Annotated in this window: 7 protein-coding genes (1 of these 7 running past the window's edge); 4 read left to right on the top strand and 3 right to left on the bottom strand. The window is 72.6% G+C overall.

What is annotated here, in order from left to right; all coding sequences use genetic code 11:
• Both FB388_RS34500 and FB388_RS34495 read right to left on the bottom strand, forming a co-directional pair.
• Entirely contained in the window at positions 1-642 is a 642-nt protein-coding gene (locus FB388_RS34500) for a response regulator (RefSeq protein WP_142106870.1), read from the bottom strand.
• Positions 639-1,811: a sensor histidine kinase gene (locus tag FB388_RS34495; RefSeq protein WP_142106869.1), complete on the bottom strand. Its 1,173-nt coding sequence runs from the start codon at positions 1,809-1,811 to the stop codon at positions 639-641. The genes FB388_RS34500 and FB388_RS34495 overlap by 4 nt, the downstream gene beginning before the upstream one ends.
• Positions 1,812-2,046: 235 nt before the next feature.
• Here FB388_RS34495 and FB388_RS34490 point away from each other — a divergent pair, with 235 nt between their 5' ends.
• The 3 genes from FB388_RS34490 (at position 2,047) to FB388_RS34480 (ending at position 5,790) form a co-directional block, all read left to right on the top strand.
• Positions 2,047-2,748 carry an ABC transporter ATP-binding protein gene (locus FB388_RS34490; protein WP_246122686.1) on the top strand — a complete coding sequence of 234 codons (702 nt, stop codon included), beginning with the start codon at positions 2,047-2,049 and terminating at the stop codon, positions 2,746-2,748.
• Positions 2,745-4,667 (top strand): FtsX-like permease family protein, encoded by a 1,923-nt coding sequence (locus tag FB388_RS34485; protein ID WP_142106867.1) that lies wholly within the window; start codon positions 2,745-2,747, stop codon positions 4,665-4,667. The genes FB388_RS34490 and FB388_RS34485 overlap by 4 nt, the downstream gene beginning before the upstream one ends.
• A 130-nt stretch (positions 4,668-4,797) precedes the next feature.
• Positions 4,798-5,790, top strand: coding sequence for an IS481 family transposase (locus FB388_RS34480; protein WP_142107709.1), 993 nt, complete (start codon positions 4,798-4,800; stop codon positions 5,788-5,790).
• A 4-nt stretch (positions 5,791-5,794) separates the two neighbouring features.
• Here the strand turns inward: FB388_RS34480 and FB388_RS34475 are convergent, their stop codons facing one another.
• The gene (locus tag FB388_RS34475; RefSeq protein WP_170225970.1) at positions 5,795-6,538 is read right to left on the bottom strand and encodes a tetratricopeptide repeat protein; all 744 of its coding nucleotides are present in this window, start codon (positions 6,536-6,538) and stop codon (positions 5,795-5,797) included.
• An 896-nt stretch (positions 6,539-7,434) separates the two neighbouring features.
• Here FB388_RS34475 and FB388_RS34470 point away from each other — a divergent pair.
• On the top strand, positions 7,435-25,153 hold the start of the coding sequence (locus FB388_RS34470; protein WP_142106865.1) for a GNAT family N-acetyltransferase. 42,059 nt of this gene lie beyond the right edge of the window; only the first 17,719 of its 59,778 coding nucleotides appear in the window; the start codon lies at positions 7,435-7,437; its stop codon lies beyond the right edge, outside the window.

The following is a 25,153-nucleotide window of genomic DNA, read 5'->3' as shown; positions in this document are numbered from 1 at the left end:
TCAGCGAACCTGGCCGTGCTCCCACGCCCAGGCGGCGATCTCGACGCGGTTGCGAGCGGAGAGCTTGGTCTGGATGTTCGTCAGGTGGGTCTTCACGGTCGAGAGCGAGACGAACAGCTCCGCCGCGATCTCGGCGTTGGTGCGGCCGCGGGCCACGGCGCGCACGACGTCCAGCTCGCGCGGTGAGAGCGGGTCGGGCAGCTGCGGCGTGCGCGCGACCGGACGGGCGGCCAGGTGTTCGAGCAGCCGCACCGTGACCGACGGGGAGACGAGCGCGTCACCCGCCGCCGCGGCCCGCACGGCCTCGACGAGCAGCCGAGGTCCGGCGTCCTTGAGCAGGAAGCCGCACGCCCCTGCGCGGAGCGCGCCGTAGACGTACTCGTCGAGGTCGAACGTCGTGACGACGACGATGCGCGGCGGCTCCGGGTCTGCGGTGAGCACGCGCGTGGCTTCCAGGCCGTCGAGCTGCGGCATGCGGATGTCCATCAGCACGACGTCCGGGCGCAGCTCCCGGGCGAGCGTGACGGCGTCGACGCCGGTGCCGGCCTCGCCGACCACATCCACCCCCGGCTCGGCGGAGAGGATCAGCCGGAAGCCGGTTCGCACCATCTCCTGGTCGTCGGCGAGCAGGACCTGGATCACCGGGCCCCTCGCAGCGGGAGCCGCACCGACACCGTCCAGACGCCGGGCGCGGTCGGGCCCGCGGAGAGCGTGCCGTCGAGGGCGGCGACCCGTTCGCCCATCCCCACCAGCCCGAAACCGCCGCCGGGCCGCCCGCTCCCGGGAGCGGTGGAAACACCGTCGTTGCGCACCGACACCAGCAGGGCCTCCTCGCGGATCCGGACGTCCACCTCGACCGTCTCGGCCTCGGGCGCGTGCTTGCGGACGTTGGTGAGAGCTTCCTGCACGACCCGGTAGCCGGTGGCGGCCACCCCGGGAGGCAGCACGGCGTGCTCCAGCCCGGGGTCGGTGGTGAGCCGCACCAGACGGCCGTCGGGGTCGAAGCGGTGCGCGAGCATGCGCACCTCGGCCAGCTCGGCACCGGGGGTGCGCGCGCCTTCGGCGTCCTGCCCGCGCAGGACACCGACCATCCGCCGCATCGCGGTCAGGGCGTCGGTGCCGGCGTGCTCGATCGCGGCGAGCGCGCGGTCGACGTCGTCGGGGGAGGTCCGGGCGACCACCGCCGCGGCCTGCGCCGCCACGACGATGCCCGTGACGTGGTGCGCCACGACGTCGTGCAGCTCGCGGGCGAGCTCCATCCGCTCCGTCGAGCGGACGTCCTCGACAGCGGCCCGCCTGCGGGTGTCGATCTCCCGCAGCACCAGCCCGATCGTGACGGCGCCGCCCCATCCGAGCGCGGACAGCACGCCGTAGCCGGTGGTGGCGGAGTCGGTCACCCGCATGATCGGCGAGCCCACGATCGCCACCGCCGCGGCCGCGGTGAGCACGAGGGCCAGGCGAAGCGGGCACCGCTGCAGGACGGTGATGACGAGGACGGCGAGCGCGAGCTGCTCGGTGAACGCCAGGTCGGATGTCGCTTGCGGGACGGCCGGGAACAGCGCGTGCTGCGCCGCGCAGAGCAGTGAGATCGCGAGCGACAGGCTGATGGCGATCGAGGCGGTGGGTACCAGCCGGGCGCCGGGCCGCCTGCGCAGCAGCACGACGAGCGGCACGCCGACGGCTGCGACGAGGGTGCCGTACGGGCCGGCGATCAGGGCCACCGCGAGGTCGATCATCAGCCAGAAGCCGTACGCGGCCAGCTCGGCGACCAGGCCGGCGTGCCGCCGGATCCAGCGGAGCAGGCGGATCACGGAACCGAGCCTATTTGCCGCTGTCGCCGATCTCCCTCGGCCGGAAGTACGAGCCACCCGCGCGGACTTCCGTCCTGCGGCCGAGGCGCCGATCCGTGCCGTCCCGAGATCGTGTCGGCATGGCACAGATGATCGTGGCGTTCCTCGGAACGGCGGCATGGGTGAGCGGGGTGCTCGTCCTCGTGGTGATGGCGGTGCTCCCGTTCCTCGAGAACCTCGCCGACGGGAGCCGGCGGTGAGCCCACCCGCGCTGCGCGGGATCCGGCTCACGCACGGCTTCGGCGCGACGCCCGTGCTGCGGGGCGCCGATCTCGTGGTGCACCGGGGTGAGGTCGTCGCCGTGACCGGGCCGTCCGGATCCGGCAAGTCGACGCTCCTGCACTGCCTCGCCGGCATCCTGCGCCCGGACGACGGGGAGGTCTGGCTGGGTGCCGACCGCATCGACGGGTGGTCCGAGGCGCGGCGCACGGCCCTGCGGGGATCCCGCCTCGGCTTCGTGTTCCAGTTCGGGCAGCTGCTGCCGGAGCTGCCCGCTGTCGAGAACGTGGCGCTTCCGTTGATGCTCGGCGGGGTTCGGCGCGGCGACGCCGTGGCCAGGGCCGCGGCCTGGTTCCCCGCGCTCGGCCTCGACGGGCTCGAGCAGCGCAGGCCCGGGCAGCTGTCCGGCGGCCAGGAGCAGCGGGTGGCGATCGCCAGGGCACTGGTCACGGACCCGGAGGTCGTGTTCGCCGACGAGCCGACAGGGGCGCTCGACACCGAGACGGGGCGCGTCCTCGTCGACCTCCTCATCGGGCTCGCCGCCCGGACCGGCACCGGCTTGGTGATCGTCACCCACGATGCCGATGTCGCCGCCCGCTGCCACCGGGTGATCGTCCTGCGCGACGGCCGCACCGACCCGGCGGCCGTCCACGCCGTCGTGACCGGTGGTCCGCGGTGATCGCGCTCTCGATGCGGCTGCTCCGGCTCGGCGGACGCCGCGCCGTGGCATCGGCGGCGCTGGTCGGGATCGGGATCGCCATGGGCACGGCCCTGCTCGCCGTCGCGCTCGGCGCCGTGCACGGCTGGGATGCCCGGGAGGAGCGCGCGGGGTGGCGCACCGGGGACGTCGTGGCGGGAGCCGGTGCGCCGGTGGCGTTGCTGCGGACGACCCTCGACGCGGCGGCCGGCCGGGTCGTGCAGCGGGTGGACGTCGCGGCGCTCACCCCGGACGCCCCGGCCCCACCGGGCCTGCCCCGGATCCCCGGGCCCGGCGAGGTGTGGTTCTCACCCGCGCTCGCCACGCTCGCCCGCGAGCTCCCACCGGACCAGCTCGCCGCCCGGTTCCCCGCGCCGGCCGGGACGATCGGCGACGCCGGCCTGACGGGGCCGGGCGAGCTGGTCGCCGTGGTCGGCCGCACACCCGCCGAGATACCGGACGCCGTGCCCGTCACCGCGTTCGGCGCCTCCGCATCCGACCTGCTGATGGTCTACCGCCAGCTCACGTACGTGGCGGCGGCGCTGCTCGTCTTCCCGGTGGCGAGCCTGCTCGGCGCGTCGGCGCGGCTGACCGCGGCGCGGCGCGCCGAGCGGCTGGCGACGCTGCGCCTGCTGGGCGCGTCCACGGGGCAGGTGACGGTGGCCGCCGTCGCCGAGGTCACGCTGATCGCGGCCGCGGCGGCGGTGGCGGGGATCGGGCTCCAGTGGGTGGCCGCGCCCGCGCTGACGGCGATCGATCTCGGCGGGAGCGAGTGGTTCGCCGCCGACCTTCGCCCCGGACCCGCCACGGTCACCGGGATCGTGGCGGGCGTGGCGGTCCTCGCGATGCTGTCCGCGCTGGGCGGCATGCGCGAGGTCGTGATCGGACCGCTCGGCGTCGCGCGCAGGCAGCGCCCCGGCTCGGCGCGGCTCCTGCGGTTGCTCGGCCTCGCCGCCGGTGTGGTCGTGTTCGCGGCCGCGAACGGCGCCCGCCAGGTGGCGCCTGCCGCGATCGTCGGGCTCGTCTTCGGCGTCGGCGTCCTCGCGATGTTCGGCGCGGTCTCGCTGATCGGGCCGCTCGTGGTGCGGCTGCTCGGCTCCGGGATGGTGCGCTCGGCACGCACCCCGGCCGCGTTGCTCGCCGGCCGCAGACTGCTCGACGACCCGCGCGGCGCGTTCCGGCCCGTCGCCGGCGTGACGATGGCCGTGTTCGTGGCGGGGTTCCTCGCTCCGCTGACGGCCTCCGTGCCGGAGGCCGCCTACGGGGACGACGATGCCCTGCGCGTCGTCTCGTCCCGACCGGTCGCCGACCTCGAGGCCGCGGTCCGGCAACAGCTCGCCGAGCGCGGGCTCCCGGCCGAGGTCGGGCCGGCCGACGTCCACGCGGACGCCGGCGTCGTCGTCATACCGACCCCGCCTGCTGACCGCGACGCCGTGCGGACCGCGCTCTCGTCGCTCGCCGACCGACCCGTCCTGACCGAGCGGGAGGCGGATGCCGCGGGCGTGCAGCTCGTGGCCGATCTGCGGACGGGCGCGCTGGTGGTGCTCGCCGGAACGTTCCTCATCGCGGCCACCGCGACGGGCACCACGGCCGCCGCCCGCGTGCTGGACCACCGGCGCGGCCTGCGCCTGCTGCGTCTCGCCGGCACCCCCCTCGCGGTGCTCGACGCCGCCCGCCGGGCGGAGACGGTGCGCCCGCTGCTCGTGCTCGGTGGCATCGCGCTCTCGATGGGGCTGCTGTGCGCGTCCCCGTTCGCGGCGGCGTCCGGCGTGCTGGAACCGTCGGGGCTCGCCGTCCTCGCCGCGACTATCGCCGGGGGCATCGGGCTCGTGGTGGCGGCGTCGGCGGCGTCCCGCCCGCTGCTACGCAGCGTGACGACCGAGGCCGGTCGCGAGGACTAGATGTACTGACCACAGACGTTGGTCGAGGGCGTGTGACGACACGAGTTGACTGATCTTGAACGGCGAGGACCTCCTGCGGAGGGTGTGGAGCTGTCTCACGGCATCCGCACCACGACCACAGGAGGTCCCCGTGGTTCACGCTAACGCTCCGCTGACCGAGAAGCACCGGCTACGCCTGGCCCAACTCATCGTCGATGACGGCATGCCGGTCGCGCATGCCGCCGTGCGGTTCCAGGTGGCCTGGCCGACCGCGAACCGGTGGGCCGAGCGCTACCGCGAGCACGGCGAGGCCGGGATGGCAGATCGGTCCAGCCGCCCGCACCACAGTCCGACCCGCACAGCCCCGGCACAGGTCCGTGCGATCGTCCGGGACCGGATGCGGCTGCACCTGGGACCGATCGAGATCGGCGCCCGCCGCGGCATTCCGGCCTCCACGGTGCACCGGGTGCTGACCCGCTGCGGGCTACACCGCCTCACTCACCTCGACCGGGTCACCGGCGAACCCGTCCGTCGCTACGAACACCCCCACCCCGGCGACCTGCTCCACGTCGATGTCAAGAAGCTGGGCAACATCCCCGACGGCGGCGGCTGGCGCTACGTGGGCCGCGCCCAGGGCAAACGGCATCGCGCCGCGACACCGGGCAAGCCCTGCAGCGCGCATGGCAGCAAGAAGATGGGCACCGCGTATGTCCACACCGTGCTCGACGACCACTCCCGCCTCGCCTACGCCGAGGTCCACGACGACGAGAAAGCTGTCACCGCTGCCGCGGTCCTGACACGGGCCACCACCTGGTTCGCACAACGAGGTGTCACCGTCCGGCGCGTGTTGTCCGACAACGGCGCGGCCTACCGTTCCCACGCCTGGCGCGACACCTGCCGCGACCTCGGCATCACCCCGAAACGGACCCGGCCCTACCGGCCCCAGACCAACGGCAAGATCGAACGGTTCCACCGCACTCTGTCCAACCGCTGGGCCTTCGCCCGCCACTACACCGGCGAGTCGCAGCGCCGAGACGCGCTACCCGGCTGGCTGCACGAGTACAACCATCACAGGCCCCACACCGCCGTCGGACGTCGAGCGCCGATCAGCCGCTTGACCAACGTCCCTGGGCAGTACAACTAGATCTTCAGCCGCGGTCGCGGTTCACTTCCGCCATCCGGCCGATCGAGAAGAACCACGACCGGTCGTGCGCGTGCGCGAGATCGGCGAACAGCGCCTCGGTCTCCGGATGGCCGCGGCCGAGGAGCGCCGCCGCGTCCGCGGTGGCGCGCTGGAGCTCGGCGGTCGCCTCAGCGGGCCTGCCGAGGAGGGCGAGGCAGCCGGCGAGGTTCGCGCGCAGGGCGATGACATGTTCGTGGCGCGGGCCGTACCTCCGCTCCGCGTCGTGCAGAGCCGCGGCGAGGAGAGCGAGCGCCGGCTCGACATCCCCGGACGCGGCGCGCGCGAGCGCATGCCCGAGCCGGGAGGTCAAGGTGTCGGGGTGGCTGGGGCCGAGGGTCTCGCTGCGCGCGGCGGCCACGCGCTCCGACAGTTCGACCGCCTCGTCGATCCGGCCCACCACCCGGTAGGCGGTGGCGAGCGCGTCGACGGCCGTGAGCGTGCGGGGGTCGGACGGGCCGAACGTTCGGGTGCGGTCGCCGACGCTCGCCGCCAGCAGATCGAGACCTCTCTGCCACGCGCCTGCCGAGAAGCAGATCGCGCCGAGGTTCCCGGCGACCGTCAGCGTGGCGGGATCGCTTTCCCCCAGTCCGACGAGGCAGCCTTCGAGGGCCTCCTCGATGAGGGGCACCGCCTCCTCGGCGCGCCCCGCGCGCCAGAGGTCGACGCCTGCGGCGTGGCGGGCAGCGATTTCGGGTGCGCCTTCGCGCACCTGGCCTGAGCCTCGGCGACTACGCGTCCAGGGCGGCATCCGTCGTCCTCCTCTCCTCCACCCGATCACGACCCCGAGACGGGCGCAACGCCGGGGGTGCTTCGCCGCCCATTCCCGCGCTCCATCCGTCGGCACGAGCCATATCGGTGACGCGCCCGGCGGTGGGCGGTCGGTGCGGCAACGACGGATGTTCACCGATTCTTGCGCATCCGGTTGAAATCGTTCCGCCCTCCTCGGGGAGGAGGGTGGTATATGCCCCTCCCTGCGTGAACACGGGCGCCTCGATGGCATCGCACGGAACGAGCCGGCGCCCTTCCCGTGGTCGCTCGTTCGGCCCCCGCCACACCCCGGCAGGTCCGCGCGCGTCCGGCCAGCACGATGCCGCGCGTCGCGCCTCCTCCTGCATTCCGGTTCCAGACCCGGCGGCCGGAAATTCCCCTCGGGACTCGCGCGGATCCACGCGCTCGTCCCGGCGCGCTCGTGCGGCGAACCCCGTCGCGGGCTACGAGGCGGGCGGGCCGCCGAGCCCGCGATCCCCACACGGGAGAGGCCGTCCCGGGCCGAGCCGGAGCTGCGGCGAGATGCTCGAGGGCGAAGTCAAGACTTGGGGCTCGACGAAGTTGATGAACGTCTGGTAGCGTCCGCATGACTTCCTCCTATGGGGGAGGTTGCGATCGTGGATCTGCTTGTTGCTGACGTTGCGCGACGGGCGGGCCGGGGTCGTAGGGCACTGCCGGGCGTGAGTTCCTCCGTCTGGTCGTGGGTCGCTGCCTCAGGCGCGACGTGCGTGATCTGCTTGTTGCTGTGTGTCTTCTTCCGGTCTGTGGCCCTTGCGCCGCGGGCTTGATCCCCCTCAGCAGTTGGTTCGTCACCCCAACCCCTTGGAGTCGTAGCTCATGTCCCGGTACTCCGCGTACGACGGTGAGGCCGCCGGCCTCCCCGTGTGCGCTGGTGCCGTGCGGCTGCGGCTCTCCGCGATGGACCGCCTCCTGTGGATCATGCGGTGGGTGTTCGGGGTGGCCGGCGCCACGGTGGTGCTGTGGATCGGTGCGGCGTTCCTCGCGACGCCCGCGTCTGCGGCGGCGGTGGTGCCGGCGATGGCCGTCCAGCAGAGCCTGATGAAGGGAGGTGCAAGCAGCAGGCAGGGTGGCGACGGCGATGGCGACTCGGGCGGCGGGTCGGACAAGAAGTCCGGCAAGAGCGAGAAGAAGTCCGAGAAGTCGGAGAAGAAGTCCGATAAGAGTGAGAAGAAGTCGGACGACAAGTCCGAGAAGAAGTCGGGCAAGAAGGAAGAGAAGTCCGACAAGAAGGACGACAATAAGTCCGAGAAGTCGGAGAAGAAGTCCGACAAGGATGAGAAGAATTCCGAGAAGAAGGACGAGAAGTCCGAGAAGAAGTCGGACAAGTCCGAGGAGAAGTCCGGCAAGGACGAGGAGAAGTCGGACAAGAAGTCCGATGAGAAGCCGGGCAAGGGCGAGAAGGCTGAGAAGTCGGAGAAGCCCGGGAAGTCCGAGAAGAAGAAGGACCGCGAGGAGTCCGACCGGCCGCGTGAGCGTGCGGAGTCGGGGGAGCGCGACGCCGGCGAGAAGGACGAGGCCGAGGCGCGCTCGGGTTCGGAACGCGACGAGGGCGAGCGCGGGACGAGCCGCGAGCGGGACGACTCGGCCGACCAGGAACAGACGAAGCGCGAGGAGCGCGGCGAGACCGCACGCGACGGCGAGGGCTCCAAGCGGGACCGCTCCGGGCGTGCCGACGCCGACGGGTCGACCGCGGAGCGGGCCCGTGCCGACGCGGACGAGCGCGCCGGGAGCCGCGACGCCGACGGCGAGGACGACGACAAGGCCGGCAAGCGCGCGCGCGGCGGAGCCGGCTCGAAGGACGACGAAGAGGCCGAGCGCGGCGACGGCAAGGGTGTCGGCGAGGGCGTGCGCGAGGCCGTCCGGGAGCGGGTGCGCGAGGCGCTGGGTGAGGCGCGGGACAAGTCCGAGAAGGCCGGGGAGAAGGCTCGGAAGGCGGCCGAGCACGCCGTCGAGGATGCCCTCGGCGACGGCGACGAGGCCCGCGCGCGCACCGCTGACCGCGAGGACGGCGACGGCAAGAAGGACGCGCGCGAGAAGAAGGACGGCCGCGCAGTGGCCGACGGCGACGAGGACGCCGGCGCTGACGGTGCGGGCGCCGATGAGGCGCGGCGGTTGGCGAAGGAGCTTCGCGGCCGGGCGTCGAAGGCCGGCGACGACATCGAGGGCGCGGTACGGCGCCTGGCGAAGGATCTTGCCGGGAAGGCCGAGGACGCGCGGTCGGAGCGGGACCGTGACGGCGACGAGGCCGGTGAAGGCAAGCGCGCGGCGAAGAAGGGCGACACCGGGGAGCGGCTACGCAACGTAGTCAAGGAGCTGTCCGAGCGGGCCCGCGAGCGCGGGGGCGAGAAGGCGGAGTCCGGCCGCCGGGAGGCGCTGGCGGAGCTCGTGGAGCGCGCCGCTGGTTCGGGCAAGGACGACGACGGCCGTGCCGATCGTGGTGATCGCGCCGAGGGTGTGGCTCGGTGGGCGCACGATCTGGTGGAGAAGGCACGGGCCGGGGAGCGGTCGGAGAAGAAGAAGTCCGGTTCGGGGGAGCGCGCCGAGGAGTGGGCGGAGCTGGCCGGTGAGATCGCCGAGAAGGTCGGCTCGCGTCGTGGCGACGGCTCGGATGAGGCGGTCTCGGAGAAGGTCGGCAAGAAGGCGGAGCGGGTCTCGTCGGAGTTGCGGCGTGCGGTGTCGGAGCGGATCGAGTCCGCGCTGGCCGGCGACGACAAGAACAAGGGCAAGAAGGATCGGCGCGGCGATGTGCGGCGGCTGGTCGAGCGGGCCGGTGAGCTGGCCCGCGATGTCGCGGAGGGCAAGGTCGACGGGGATGTCGGCAAGACGGTCAAGGGCCTGGTGCGGGACGCCGCTGAGCACGCGGGCGTCTCGAAGCAGGACGTGGAGCGGGTCGAGGGTGAGGTCCGCAAGGCCATCGCCCGCGGCGCCAAGACCGAGGCAAAGGATGGGAAGGCCGCGGCGAAGCTGTTGGCGTCGGGTGATGAGGGTCAGGTGAAGAAGGCCCTGGCCGGGTTGGACGCCGACGAGCGCGAGCAGTTGTGCGGCGGGGATGGTTGCTCGTCGCGTGAGGTGTCGAAGCTGTCGTCGCGGGAGTTGTCCGACACCCGTTCCCGCGCGCCCCCACGCGATGAGGATGACGAGGACGGGTGGGAGTCCGAGGATTCGTCGGAGCGGACCGAGCGGGTGCTCGAGGACCGGATCAAGGTCGACAGCAGTGAGAAGAAGCTCGAGCAGACGAAGAAGGATGTCGCGTCGGGCAAGGCCAGCAAGGCTGACTACGACAAGCAGGTCGCCGCGCACCAGAAGTTGCAGCAGCAGTACGAGTCGGAGCGCGCGGAGCTGTCGCAGGACCGGGCGGAGTTGGTCGACGAGGTCGTCGATGGGCACAAGAAGCTCGATGACGGTGAGAAGAAGCTGAAGGCCGAGGAGCAGAAGGTCGCCTCGGGTGAGGTGAGTGCGGCTGCGCACAAGAAGAACGTGAAGGCGTTCGAGAAGCAGCGTGATGAGGTTTACGAGTCGACCGACGAGTTGATGGATGCCACCGACCGGCACGTGGAGACGGTGTCGGAGGACGACCTGGACGGTGAGGGTGCCGCTGCGGGTTGTGGTTCGGATGGGGCGTTCACCGCGTGCGGGTCGGCCAGTGAGTCCGCGGATGGGAAGCGGGACTCGGAGCGGAAGGTGTGCCTGTCGGGGGTGTCCTCGGGGTGTGGCGCGTCCTCGTCGGCAGGTGACTCGAAGGCCGAGGCGTCCTGTGACACCACTGGCTGTGGCAGCAACGCGTCCAGCCGTGGCGCCGACGGCGAGATCACCAAGGCGTCCGCCAGGTGCGACGGCGACCCGGGCGCGTGTGGCCAGTCCAGTCGGGCTGATCGGGATGGTGCGTCGGCGGAGTGTGAGTCCGGCGGCGGAGGCTGTCGTACGGATTCGTCCGGGCCGGCCCGTGAAGGGGCGGCTCCGGGCGGGGCGGAGCGGCGGACGGCCGCGCAGGCGGCGTGCACCGGTGCGTGTGGCACCGACTCCTACGCCGACCGCGAGGGCGCCGAGGCCGGCTGTGACACCGCGGGTGGCAGCTGTGACAGCAGCAGCACCGGGTCCGGTAGCGAGCGCCCGGCGGCGCAGGCGGCCTCCGCCGCCGCGGAGGACAACGACCAGGCGCGCCGGCAGGGCAGCAGCACCGCGCACTGCGAAGGCGCGGGTGGGTGCGGCACGCGCAGCAGCGTGGACCTTGGTGACGAGGACTCCACCGACGAGGTCGTTGCCGATGCCGGGGTGGACTGCACGGGCAAGTGCACCGGGTCGGCGAGCAGCACCACCGACGCCGGCCACAAGACCGGTACCGACACCACGGCCGCGGGCAAGGCGGCGGCTACGGCTGCCAAGCAGGGTGGGCCGGAGTCGGCCACCAACGGTAAGGCGGAGTGCACGGTCTCTGGTGGCGGCTGCTCGACCCGTAGCCAGTCCGGCGCCGACGACGAGGACTCGGCCGGTAGCGCGGGCCGCAGTGACGCGGTGGTCGAGGTCGACTGCGGCGCCGGGTGCAGCGGCACCGGCACCACCAGCACCGCGGGCAGCGGCCGTGGGGTGGCGGCGGGGGCGGAGCGCAAGAGCTCGGGTACGGCGTCGTGTGAGTCGGCGGGCAGCGGCTGCCAGGCCTTCAGCAGCACCGAGGTGGACAGCCAGGCCGGCGAGCAGGACGACTGGCGGGCAAGCCTGTCCGGCACGGTGCGGCCCGCGTCGCTGACCGACGGCGATGCCACCGCGTCCAGCTCGGCCGGCGCGAACCTGGACTGCGACACCGCGGGCTGCAGCGGGAAGGCGTCCAGCGCCACCACCGGCACCGTGACCGGCACCCCGGCGACCGCGGGTGCGGGTGCGCCGGTGCGCACCACCAAGGCTTCCTCCTCCTGTGAGGCGAAGGCCGGCGGCTGTGGGGTCGAGTCGAACTCGCAGGTGTCGGATCGGACCGGGGAGGCCTCGTGGGACGAGCTGACCGGCACCGTGAAGCCGACCACCCGGGAGTTGACCGCCGCCAGCACGGCCGGGGCCGAGACCGTGTGCGCGGCCGCCAGCTGTGTGGCGTCGGGTAAGAGCAGCACCTCCGGTGGCGCCTCGGGTGATGTGAAGGGTGTGCGGGACTCCACCGGCACCTCGTCGTGCACCGCGCACGGCGCCGGCGGGAGCTGCTCGACCGCGGCGGACACCACGGTCGCCGACCGGGACCCGGCCGAGGCCGACCCGGCGTCCGGGGTGGCGGTGGTGTCGGGTCCGGTGAGCGTGTCCCACGCGACCGGCTCGGTGCACTGCTCCGGTGCGGCCACCGAGTGCGGCGGCAGCGCGAGCTCCTCGACCAGTGCCCGGGACACCGGTGTCTCGCCGCACGCCCGCGGCACCTCCGCGACCACTGAGTGCACGGTGACCGCAGGTGGCTGTGCCGGGGAGACTTCCTCGGCCGCCTCCAGCGCGCCGGACTTCGTTGCGGTGGACCCGAACACGGGCAAGCCGCTGCCGGGCCAGTCCCTGTCGGGTCCGTCGTCGACCTCCACCTCGTCGGCGAGCCTGGCCTGCGACGCGGGCACGGCGTGTTCGGGTTCGGTGCGCACCACCACCACAGCGTGGGATGGTGCGGTGGCGAACGGGACGCCGCGCACGTCGGAGGGCAAGGCCTCGTGCACTGGTGGCACGGGTGGTTGCCAGGTGCAGTCGGTGTCCACGGCGTCGAGTGGTCCGGGTGCGGCGCTGGCCCTTGCGGGGGCGCCGGCCGAGGGCACAGCGCAGCAGGTCAACACCGCCCGGATGCCGGCGGGTCCCTCGGCGGCGTCGGCCGCGGGTGCCTCCCTGCTCTGCGAGGGGCAGGTGGCCTGCACGGGCAAGGTGGCCAGCTCGGCGTCGGCGACCGACCCGTCGGTGTCGCCGGATGCGCGCGGTTCCCGTTCCGAGGGATCGTGTGAGGGTGTCTCGGGTGGGGTGTGCCAGGCGGTCACCAACTCCGGTGCCTCGTCCGGTCCGGATGCGAATGTGATCGCGCCGTTGGTGCAGGCCCGTTCGACGGCGAACGCGACGGTTTCCTCGGAGACCACGGGTGACCAGGCTCCGGCGGAGGAGCAGAAGGCGCCGGCGGGTCAGGACCAGCCGGTGACCCCGCCCGCGCCGACCGCGCCGGGTTCGTCCGCGAACTCGGGTGGGCCGACGGTTCCGGGTGCGTCGAGCTGGTCGATGGCCTCGGCCACGATGGACTGCGCCGGTGGCACGGTGTGCAGCGGCACCGCGCGGACCTCGGCCACCGGTGAGGACGGACCGGCCGCGATGAACGGTCAGGGTGGGGCGCGTGGTCCTCCGGGGACCGGAACCTCCACCTCCAGCGGCAGCTGCACCAGCACGCAGAGCGGCTGCCACGTCCAGACCGACTCCTCCGCAGGCTCCGGCCAGGTCGTGGCCGACATGGTCGCGGAGCAGCAGAACGACGCAGCGAAGCAGGCTGAGACGCAGGCCACCGAGGCCGAGCGGCTCGCCGCGCAGGCTGCGAAGGTCGCCGCCCGCCCGGGTGCGACCGCCGCACAGAAGAAGACCGCCGCCGACGCCGCCAAGAACGCGGCCGAGGCACGCAAGACCGCCACCGAGGCCGCGAAGCTGGCCGCTAAGCCGGTGACCGACGCGCCGGCAACGCTGTCGCAGTCGAGCGCGATCGGTCAGTGCGCCGGTGCCGGCTGCACCGCCGCCACCACGGGTGGCACGAGCGGCGCGCCGGGTCGTACGCACACCGCGGGCAGCTGCACCGCCGCCGCGAACGGGTGCCTCGTGGCGAGTGACGCCGCAGCGTCCACCTTCCGCGACTCCGGCCAGACCACCGGAAGCGGCAAGGACGCCAAGAAGGTCCCGGGCTCCTCCGGAACCGCCCATGCCAGCTCCCAGCTCGTGTGCCCCGAGGCCGGTTGCACCGGCAAGGTCACCGGGAACGTCAAGGCCGTCGCGGGTCCCGAGGGTCAGCGCAGCACCAGTACCGCTGACGGTTCGACCGGCTGCGACGGCACGGCCGCGTGCCAGGCTCAGATCAGTGTCGCCTCAGCCACCGCCGTCACCGCGCCGGGAGCCAAGGCCGAGCAGCGGTTCGCCACCACAACCGCTTCGGTGGCCGCCGCCTGTGACAACGGCACCAAGGCCGGCTGTGCCACGCGCACGACGTCCGAGACGAACGCGGTCAGCAGCGGCGAGATCCGGGGCAGCGCCACGGCCACCTGCAAGGCCGCCGGCAGCTGCCAGGCCGTGACGGGCGGACTCGTTGCCGAGAATGCCGCTCAGGTGACCGCTCAGTGCACGGGTACCGGCTGCAAGACCCACACCGAAGGCGCCGCCCGTGCCGCGGTGCCGGGCGGCACGAGCTCGGCGGTCTCGCGCAGCGACTGCACCGCTGCCGCCGACGGCGGATGCACCGGCTCCAGCCTGGTCGGTGCGAGCAAGGACGGCGGTGCGCAGGCGTCCGCCACCTGCGAGGGCAGCGAGGGCTCCGCATGCTCCTACTCCGCTCGCAGCGAAGCCCACGCCGCGACCGGGGGGAACACGGCAGTCGCGAAGGCCACGTGCGGCGACAACGCCGGCGGCGGCTGCACGACCACCGCTGCCGCCCAGACGACCGACGAGGTGGCGGTGGCCGCCGCGGGCTGCGAGGGCAGCAAGGGATCCGGCTGCCGCTACTCCTACCGTGCGCACAGTGCGGCCTCGGCCACCGGCCCGGGAACCAGCGCGAACGCATCGGCGACCGGCCATGGTGCCGGCACCTTCGGCGGCGGCCAGGCGATGACGACCGCGACGGCGCAGGCGGGTCCCGGCTCCGCGGCCGCGTCGGCGTCCTGCACGGGCACCGCCGGCACGAACTGCACGCACTCGTTCTCGGCGACCGCGTCGGCGTCGGCCTCGGCGCCCGGAGCTTCGGCGAATGCCTACGCTCGCGGTTCCGGCGGTGGCGGCATGGGTGGCGGCGGCGTCATGGTGTCGGCGTCTGCGCAGGCCAGCGCGGGTTCTGCGTCGGCTTCGGCGTCGTGCATGGGCTCGGCGGGCACGAACTGCACGCACTCGTTCTCGGCGACCGCGTCGGCGTCGGCCTCGGCGCCCGGAGCTTCGGCGAATGCCTACGCTCGCGGTTCCGGCGGTGGCGGCATGGGTGGCGGCGGCGTCATGGTGTCGGCGTCTGCGCAGGCCAGCGCGGGTTCTGCGTCGGCTTCGGCGTCGTGCATGGGCTCGGCGGGCACGAACTGCACCCACTCGTACTCGGCGACCGCGTCGGCGTCGGACTCGCACCCGTCCGGGTCGTGGGCCAAGGCGTACGCCCACGGCTCCGGCGGTGGCGGCATGGGTGGCGGCGGCGTCGGTGTGATGGCCTACGCCGTCGCAGGCGACGGCTTCGCCAACGCAGGTGCGTCCTGCTCCGGAGCGGCGAACTGCACCGCTACCTACTCCGCGCACGCCGAGGCGTACGACGAACTGAACACGCCGTACGGCAAGTACATCGCGGAGAAGTGGGCGACCTGCTCCGGCTCCGGCAACGGCGGCTGTGGCGCCTGGGCAGTGGCCATCGCCGGCCCCGACGGTGTCGCCGAGGCCGGATGCAGCGGGGATGGCTCGTGCTCCACGGGCGGACGCGGCGCCGACTTCATCCCGGCCAAGCCGGTCGACACCAGCGGGCTCGGCATGGCCGTGGACAAGAACGGCAAGCCGATCAAGATCGAGGACGTCGACCCGAACCACGACGCCGTCGAGGTCACGCCCGGCGAGAACGGCCAGATCGTCATCAAGATCAAGCCGAAGGGCCAGGACGAGCCCACGACATACACCTGCCAGGCCCCGTGCAGCAAGACCATCGACGGGATCACCGGCGGCAACGACAACGGCCAGAGGAACCCCCACGGGGACTACTACGGGTCGATGCCCGTGGCGGGTCGCCCGAACAAGCGGCACGAGGTGCGCGGCGAGAACGGCGTCGGGATGGCCCAGGACGCCGAGGGCAACGCCGAGGCGTGGGCGCGCGGCAAGGGTATGGCCGTCGACGGGCGCAGCGGCGACAAGATGATCTTCACTCGCAAGGCCGCTGCCGAGGAGGGACAGAACAACGTCCGGTTCTCGAACACGAAGGGTTCTCCGTTCACGTCCACGTGCAACGGCGGCTGCGAGTGGACCTCCCCGACCGGTGAGCACCTGACGATCGACGGCAAGTGGGGTCAGGTCCAGGCGCAGGACGCCAACGGCAGCCCGGCGCAGATCAAGTTCATCGGGCCGGGCCACTTCACCAACAAGCAGGGCGACATCGTCCACGCGGACAACAAGGGCGCGAACGTCGGCGTCACCGACATCATCGGCCGCTCGCGCGACGGAAGCCCCGGGATCTACTCGGTGAAGAACACCACCGGCTACATACAGTACGTGGACCCCAACTACAAGGGCGAGGACGGCAAGAACGTCTACAAGATCCAGATCACCGGCGGCGACCTGAGCCAGGGGATCAAGGGGACCACTCCGGACAAGGACGGCAAGGGCGGCTCCCTCTGGTGCGAGGGCGACTGCGTCCGCACCATGCCGGGCTCGTTCAACGACGGCGCGAACGGCAAGCCCATCTACGACCCGGTGACGGCGTGCAAGAACTGCCGCATCACCGAGCAGCTGCCGACCGGCACCGGCCGCTTCCCGAACGGCTACGGCAGCGTCGAGCTGTTCGACGACAGCAACGGCGGTCCGGTCTCGCGCTACACCCCGTGGGGCGACAAGCAATCCTGCACGGCCGGTGACTACTGCGGGTTCACGCAGTACAACCGCAGTGCCGACGGCCAGGGCGGCGGCGCGATCTGCAACGCGTCCGGCGCAGGCGGTGGCTGCTACGGCTTCAACAAGGAAGGCGACATCCAGAACGCCACCGTCAAGGTCGACAAGGACGGCAAGCCGTACACGGACGCCGAGGGCAACCCGATCGGTGTTCGCACCGGGCTGCTCTACCGCGACAAGGACGGGAAGCACGCCGGCCGCTTCTGCGCGGAGGGGGGCGACTGCAGCGGCTCGGGCTCCGAGTTGATCGAGACCCCGAAGGCGACCATCGCGTCGATGGTCGCGGTGCTCGACCCCAGCCTGAAGGTCACCGACGAGACCGCGAAGGACCTCTCCGAGGTCACCGGCCCGGACGGGCAGAAGTTGCTGGACCGCAAGCCGGATGACCGGCGGCCGCTGAGCCAGAACGAGATCGACCAGCTCAAGGCGGCCGGTCGCGAGGACCTGATCACGGCCCACAACCGGGACATCGGCGAGCTGTCCCGGACCCAGCTCGACGGCGCCCAGATGTCCATCCTGGACGACACCGTGACCCAGAAGGACATGGGTCCGAAGTACAAGGAGCTCGAGCCGAAGATCGACAAGCTGGCCGGGCTGACCGAGAACGCACTCGAGGGCGACAACCACATCGACGCAGGCGAGTGGGCCGAGATCGATCCCCTCCGCAAGGAGATCGATGACAAGGCACCGGGCATGCTGGAGAAGTGGCTGCCGGCGCAGGGCCGGCTGCAGGCGATGCGTCACGCGTCCTGGTCGATGGACGACTTCACCGCCGCCAACCAGGCCGTGGGCAACAACCGCCAGCTGATCGACAAGCTGGTGCCGGGCTACGACCCGTCGAAGGCGCCGACGCCCGGCCAGCAGGACGAGGCGATCCGGATCGTCGCCGAGCAGCAGAAGAACGTCGGCAACGCCCAGCTGGCGATGCAGTCCGCGATCGGGGAGCGCAGCCAGAACCTGAACGACCGCGTCGCCAGGTACAACGCCGCCTTCCAGCGGATCAAGGATCGCGGCGGCCCGACCGTCGGCGAGTCGATCTGGCTCCAGGGCGAGTACCAGTCGATCAACCGCGAGAAGGACGCGATCACCGCGATCGCACGACCGTTGCAGGCCGACATCGACGCCAAGGAGAAGGTGCTCCGGCAGACCGACCTGGCCTACGCGGACGCCTCCGGCAACCCGGCATGGGCAGGCGACCTGCACGGTGCTTTCGACCGGCACAACCGCGTCAACAACCTCTACCAGCGACTCTCGGTGTCGCCGCAGAAGCGCCAGCAGACCTTGTCGGAGACGTTCGGGACGCTCACATCGCTCACCGAGCTTCAATACAACGCGGTTCGCGACAAACCGTTCGCGGCGCCCGAGAATTACAAGCCGGGAAACAGCATCGCGCCGAACGAGAGTTTGATGGGCGGGAGAGCTCTGCCCTCGACCATGTTGCAGGATTTCCGCTACATCCACACGGCCGCCAAGTTCAAGGCCGATTGGGACACCTACCAGGGCCCCTTGCGCAAGATCATCGACGAGACGATGAAGCTCGATGCGCAAGCGGCTGCGGCCGCGTTCGGGCGCACCCCGAAGACGATGGAGGCCGAGCGGCGTCCGCAGGAGATCGACCGCAGCTTCGCGGCCATCTACGAGGAGCTGGGTGGTGACCGCAACGAGAAGGCCCGTGAGCAGGCCAACAGCGTCCTGAAGGCCATCGGTGAGAAGGCTGGGGACGGCAGCAAGGTCGAAGCGATCCGGATGCCGTACTACCAGCCCGACACCGAGAACCAGGACGGCGGGTGGACCACCGTCACCCTGTTCCGGGTGAAGCAGGACGACGGCAGCTACCGCTACATCGACGCGACCGGTGCGCACTTCGGCAGCCTCGACGACTTCCGCAACAACAACGAGATGCTCGCCGAGGACGGCACGCTGATCGCGCCGTCGGACCTCGGTATCGAAGGCGTGGACAAGCACGGCCGGCTCGACAGCACCGGCGAGCGTGCCACCGACTGCGGCTGTGAGCTCAAGACCCAGTCGGGCAGGCACATCTCCGGCTGGGACAAGGCCAAGCACTGGGTCGTCGGCGGGGCGATGGTGGTCGGTGGCGCATTGCTGTGGGTCGGCGGTGGCTTCGCCACGCTGGCGACCCTGGGTCTTGCGTCGCCGCTCGGGGCCGCGGCGGCGATCGGTGGAACCGCGTTGATCGCGGGTGGGATCGCCTACACGACGTACGACGTGGCGTCCAACATGATCAACCGCAGCAACCACGGCCAGTCCAACAGTTGGTCCAACCCCGCCGCCCGCGCCGACTACATCGGCGCGGCGGGCAACCTGCTGGCTGCGACCGGCATGGGCATCGGGATCAAGGCCGCCTTCAGCGGCGCCGCAAGAGCCACCGCCGCGGAGGCGGCGGCCGGAGCCGCGAGTGCAGGTGCGAGAGGAGCAGCGGGCGCCGGCACGTCGTTCTGGGGGCGGACGTTCAGCGGGAAGTGGGCCACCGGCGCGCCCGGATGGCAGGGGACGTGGACGGCCGCGCACCAGGCGTACAGCCCGGGGATCAAGGCGATGGTCAACGGCACGGCCTCCCGGGCCGCCTACGCCCACAGTGCCTTCAACTGGGCAGGCTTCGGTGTCTTCGGTTACACGGCGGTCGACGGCACGATCTCGTACCACAAGAACAAGCGCGACATGACCCCGGCGCAGCGGTCCGAGGCCGTGTCCGGTCTCTGGGCGACCTGGTCGATGATGGCCGCGCCGCTCGCGATCGGCACGATCGGCATGGTCACCAAGACCCGGTTCCCGGTCGGGCTTGCCCGTTCCGGCAACACCACCACTCCGCCTCAGGGCGACGCGCCGCCGGGGACCCCGCCGGGTGGCTCGCCTGCCACCCCACCCGGCAGCCTGCCGCCCGGACCGCCCAAGCCCGCCGCGCCACCGCCGGCCAATCCCGGCACGAGCGGATCCGGGTCGGGCTCGGGCACCGGCTCGGGTGCGAGCGGTGCCGGCAGCGGCTCCGGTCCCGGCGGCAACGGAGCCACGGGTGGGTCCGGTACCGGGTCCGGCGGCACGTCCGAGGGCTCCGCGCCCGCAGGCACCGGACGCGGCTCCGGCTCCAACCCCGGAGCCGGTGACCCGCTCAACCGCGGCGGGTCGCGGACCGGATCGTCCACGGCGCACGAGGCGACGGGCGTGCGCGGGGAGCAGGCCCGGCCGGGCACGGATCCCGCCGCCGCGGTCGACGGTGTCGGCGGCCGCGGCCAGCAGCCGGCCGACCCCGCCACGATCTCGCCGCGTGGCACCACCCGCGGTGACACGGGTGAGTCCGCCAACCCGCGGCCCGCGGGCGAGGGCGCGACCGAGGGGCCGGGCGCCCGTCCGGTCGAGGACGGCGTCGCCGGGCGGGTCCGGGCCGGCGAGGAGGCTCCGGCCCCCGCCGAGTTCGCCGCCCCGGCCGGGGCGCGGCAGGCGCGCGACGCCGCTGACACCCCGGCACGGCAGCAGGCGGATCGGCAGGCCGCCGAGATCCGGGCGCAAGCGGATCGCGACGCCGCGGTGGTCCGGCAGCAGGCCGACCAGGAGGCCGCGGCGGTGCGGGCACGCGCCGACCAGGAGGCGGCTGCGGCCCGGGCAACGGGTGACAAGGAGTCCGCGGCGGTTCGGGACCAGGCGGACCGGCAGCAGATCGCTGACGGCCCGACTCGGGCGGCGCAGGACGAGGCCGGCATTCGGGCCCGCGCGGAGGAGGACGTCGCGGCGATCCGGGCCCGCGCCCAGCAGGACGAGGCCGCCATTCGGGCCCGTGCCGAGCAGGACGCCCTCGAGGTGCTGACCCGGGCCGAACAGGATCGGCCTGTCGCTCCGGCGCCTGCTGAGCAGGAGGCGGGCATCGCTGGACCGCGCACGGCCGGGGAAGGTGCGATGGGCAACCTCCCGGCCCGCCCGCAGGGGCGGTCCGTCGCTGGTGAAGCGTCCGGTGACGGGATCGCAGGCGTCGCCGCGGGTGCCCGGCCGGGGAGCAACCCGATGGGCGGGTCCGAGCCGGTCGCCGGCCTCGAGATCGCGCAGCCCGGCGGGCAGCAGCTGCCCGCGCCTCCGCGGGCCGGGCCGGACCTGGCGCCCCCGGGGTCCGAACCCGTCGCGTCCCAGGGTGTCGGGCAGACCGTTCGGCCCGACCAGGCCCAGCCGGCGAGCCCCGGAGCCCCGGGCGCCCCTGGCGCCCGGGACCCACCGGCCGCCGTGCCCTCCAACCCGACCGGCCAATCCGCGGCCGCGGGCGCCGTCGCTGAATCGGGCACCGGTCCGATCGCCGCGTCCACGACGGCCACGGGCGGCAAGGAAGGCGCCGTCACCGCCCAGACCGGGCCGAGCGCGAACGAAGCCGGTTCCAGCGCCCCCGGTGGTGGGCACCGCGGCACCACCACGACCTCCGGCCCCCGCGATGCCGCCGACGGCATGAGCAGCGGGGCCGAGAAGCCCGCCGCGCCTGCACCACAAGAACCACAGAGGCTTCCGCCGAACCCGGGCGGCCCGGAGAACCCGGCCTTGCCGGTCGGGCGAAGCAACGAGAACGCCGGGTCCGGTCGCGGCGATCTGCCTGGCCCCAAGCCGGGTGGCACCGGAGCGGGTGCCGGCCCGGATCCCGCCGGGCGTCGCTCCGTCGACGGCCGGCCCGAGAAGCCGAGTGCCGGTCAGGTACCAGCGCCGGACCACGATGCCAAGACCGCGTCCGGGATACCGCCCCCACCGGCCGAGTCCGCGACCACCGGTAAGGCCGGCGACGCCGGCCGAGTGGAAGTCGCTCCCACCGAGCCGGTCGGCATCGGGCGGGACGCTGCAGGCAGCGGACAGCCGCAGGCGGGCAAGGACGCCGTCGCGCCGGACGCTGCCGGTCGGGACAACGTCGGTGTGGAAGGCGCTCGCAACGTCGAGGCGCCGATCGAGAGGACGGAGGCTGGACAGGCACGGTCGGCGGGCCAGAAGCACAACCCGAGTGAGGAGATCCACGACCAGGACGGCAACACCGAGCACTCCCTGAACCGCGCCTCCTCGGCCGCGGAGCAGAACTCCGAGGCCAAGCGGGGAGCGGCAGAACCAGCGGGTGAGCCCGTTGGCACCGAAGCAACGAAGACCGGTTCCGGTCGCGAGGGCGAGTCGGTCGCTACGGCGTCCGAGCAGCCCACCCGGCCGGGTGGCGGCACGGCTTCGCAGACGGTGGGCAAGGCGCCCACGGCCAAGAAGCTGACGCGAGCCATGCGCGGTATGCCCACGCGCAAGGCGAGCGAGGTCGCCGGTGAGATCCGCAGGGGTCTGACGCGCAAGCCGATGACCGAGCAGGAGCTCGCCGACCGGATCCGTCAGCAGGAGGACCTGGGCGACTTCGAGTACTTCGTCGAAGCCGACCCGGCCAGCGGCGAGCAGATCGGGTTCGTCCGGCACTACCGGCACGGCCGAGCGAGCGAGAACGGCCTCCGGATGTCCTACGACGCCTCCACCGAGTCGTCGAAGGGGAGGAACGAGCACGACGACGCCTTCGAGGCGGGCAACCGCGCGATGGAAGAGGTCGTCGACGGGCTGCTCGACCCCGAGCGCGGTGCGGACGCCGAGAGCGGCCCACGCATCACCGAAGAGCCCGGCGGCGGCGCGTACGGTCCTGACCCGGCCTTGGCCGCCCAGGTGCGCGACGCGATGTCGGCCAGGATCGAGGCCAAGAAGGGCTACACGGCCCCTGCCGAAGAGCTGGCGCGGGAGCTGGGCGTTCCGGAGGCGCAGATTGAAGCTGCGCTGCAGGGCGCGGGCGACGTCTTCTACTACAAGCCGACCGGCGAGGACGCGGGGCGGGTCGCCGTCGTCGGAATGCGCGGTGCCGAGGCCCTGTCCGAGGCGGACCTGGCCGCGGTGCAGCGCCACATCCGGAAGTTCGGCTGGCGCACCACGAAGTGGCTGCGGGACCGGTACCAGGAGCTCACCCGGCAGGTGTCCAGCGGCGAGCGTCGCATCGAGGACGTCGAGCTGGAGTGCCTGGGCCTGGTGTGCGAGGCCTCGGCCCGGCCGAGCAAGCCGGGGCTCCAGGACGGCAAGGTCGTGCGCCCGGACCAGGTGGCCGGCGCGCTCGCGATGGTTCGCGGTTACGTCGTGGAGATGCGGACCGGCGAGGGCAAGACGCTCGCCGGCGCGGTCGCAGCGCTGGTGCGGGCGACGGACGGCAAGGGCGTGCACTGGCTGACCACCGACGACATCTCGGCGGGCAAGGCCGTCGCCGAGGTCAAGCGGGTCGGTGGGCGGCTCGGCGCATCCGCGGAGCTGGTGACCGACACGCGGACCCCGTCCGGGAAGCGGGACGCCTACCAGGCGGACGTGACGGTCGGCACGGCCGAGATCGTGTTCGACCTGCTGCGCGACCGGTCGGGCATCCCACAGTTCGACAAGGCAGAGCTGACCACCCTTCTCGAGCAGGCGCGGGGCGGTGACCGCGCGGCGCTGGCGAAGCTGCGCGACCTGACCCGCGATGCGAAGAAGCCGGTGCAGAACGGCCGGGGCGGGTTCCTGATCTTCGACGAGGTCGACCTCTTCCTCGTCGACGACGCGAACATGCGCTACCGGATCGCCGACGCGATCCCGGACACGGACGCACCGCTCGTGGACCTGGAGTACGCCTACAACATCGCCGCGCGGCTGGATGCGGGCAACGGTGACGGGACCGCGCACGTCAAGATCGAGTGGGATGCGCACGGCGGCACCGCGAAGGTGACCGCGAAGGGCCTCCAGTTCATCGAGCGCCTGCCGGCCGATCGCGGCGGCCGGAAGCTGGCGGAGAACGACCCGCTGGTGAACCGGATCAACCAGGCCTTGACGCACCGTCACGTGCTCAACGAGGGCGGCCGATCCCCAGGACTGGACTACGTCGTCACGCCCCACCCGGCCACGGGCAAGCACATGGTCGTGCTCGTCGGCAAGTACCGCCGCCCGCTGCCGGGGCGCCGCTTCAACAACGGCCTGCAGGAGGCCATCGAGTACGCCGAGTCGCTGAACCACCCCGATCTCGAGATCGGCAGGCCGTCCCGGACGGTCGCCTCCATGAGCATCCGCGAGTTCATCGGCGAGCGGGACAGCGCGGGGATGACCGGTGTCATCGGCGAGACCGAGGCCGCGTTCCGGCAGCAGTACGACAAGGACGTGATCTACCTCGAGCCGCACAACGGGGTGCACCGGATCGAACTCGGCCCCGTCGACCACCCGAACCGGCAGTCGGCCCGCGAGCGCGTGGTGGCCGACGCGGTGGCGGCCCACGCGGAGGGGCGCCCGGTGTTGATCGACGTCCCCGACGCCACCGAGGCGGCGGTCATCTCGCGGATGCTGCGGGAGGCGGGGGTCGCGCACCGCACCCTCACCGCGGAGAACATCGGCAGCGAGGGTGTCATCACGGCCGGGGCCGGCCGCGAGGGCGCGGTGACGGTGAGCACCATGAGCAACCGCGCCACCGACATCCTGCTCGGTGGCGACGTGGCGTGGATGACCGTGCGCGAGATGAACCGGCTCCACCCGGGCTGGAGCCGGGACAAGGCGCGCTACCGGGCCGAGTACGAGGCGGTGTACGCGCGGGTGGCGGCCCGCCAGAAGGTCGAGGCCGCAGAGGTCGATGCGCGCGGCGGGCTTGCGGTCATCGGCCTCGGCGAGCAGGTGTCGGCGCGGGCCGATGGCCAGCTGCGCGGTCGCGCCGCCCGGAACGGCCAGAACGGCAGCGCCGTCATCCACCGCTCGCCCGAGGACCGGGTTCTGCAGCGCCGGGCGAACCAGCGCCATGAAGCGGTGCGGGACGTCACGGGCGACCTGGCCGAGTCCGTGGACCTCGACGGCTTGGACGCCCTGTTCCGGGTCGCCCGCCACGAGAACGAGGTCAAGACGCTCCTCGAACTGGAGTTCGCCACCTCGGCCGCGGACAGGGCCGGCAAGAACGAGTCCAAGGCCGAGGTCAAGCTCGCCAAGCAGGTGCTGGCGGGCGACGAGGTCGCGAACCTCCCGGTCCTTTCCGGTGACGTCGCCTTCGACCTCGCGCACCTGGAAGCGGCCCTGCTGGAGGAGCCGGTCGCGGGGCTCTCGGACGAGCAGAACACCGAGGTCCAGCAGCTGGCGAAGCGGTACGTGGACGACGCCGACCCGGCGGCCGCGCAGCGGCTGGCGGATCTGATCCCCCAGCGGACCTGGGTGCCGTACCAGTACACCCAGGACGACCTCGCGGGTGCGCTCGAGCGGCAGGAGAGCATCGCCGCCGAGCTGCGTGCGTTCGAGCGGAACGTCGAGCTGCGCGGGAACCTCGGGCTGGACCGCCCGACCTTCGTCGCGACGCTGGTCGTGGCCGCGCAGGTGCTGGCCCAGCGGGAGGAGGAGCGGAAGGCCGGGGCCGACGCCGAGGAGGCGCCGATCCGGGTCGGCCCGGCGGACCGGCTGCGGCTGACGGCGCTGAGCGACCGCGAGCTGCGGGCGCTGTTGGACTACGCGGCGGGTCTCGCGGAAGCGGAGATCGCGCGCCGGCTCAACGAGCAGATCCTCGACCGGCACGCGGCCGTCCAACCGCACCAGGTGGCCGGGTTCATCGAGAGGATCGGCGAGAAGCTGACCCGCGAGTTCCGCAACAACGCGCTGCTCGGCGGCCAGGAACCCGCAGGACGGGGCGTGCGCACCGAGGCGGCCGAACGCGACGCGATCATCGCCGAGACCGTCGCGCTGCCGCTGCTCG

Source organism: Pseudonocardia cypriaca (assembly GCF_006717045.1).
Taxonomy (GTDB): domain Bacteria; phylum Actinomycetota; class Actinomycetes; order Mycobacteriales; family Pseudonocardiaceae; genus Pseudonocardia; species Pseudonocardia cypriaca.
Note: the sequence above shows the minus strand (reverse complement) of the source record. Positions and strands in the feature narration are given on the sequence as shown.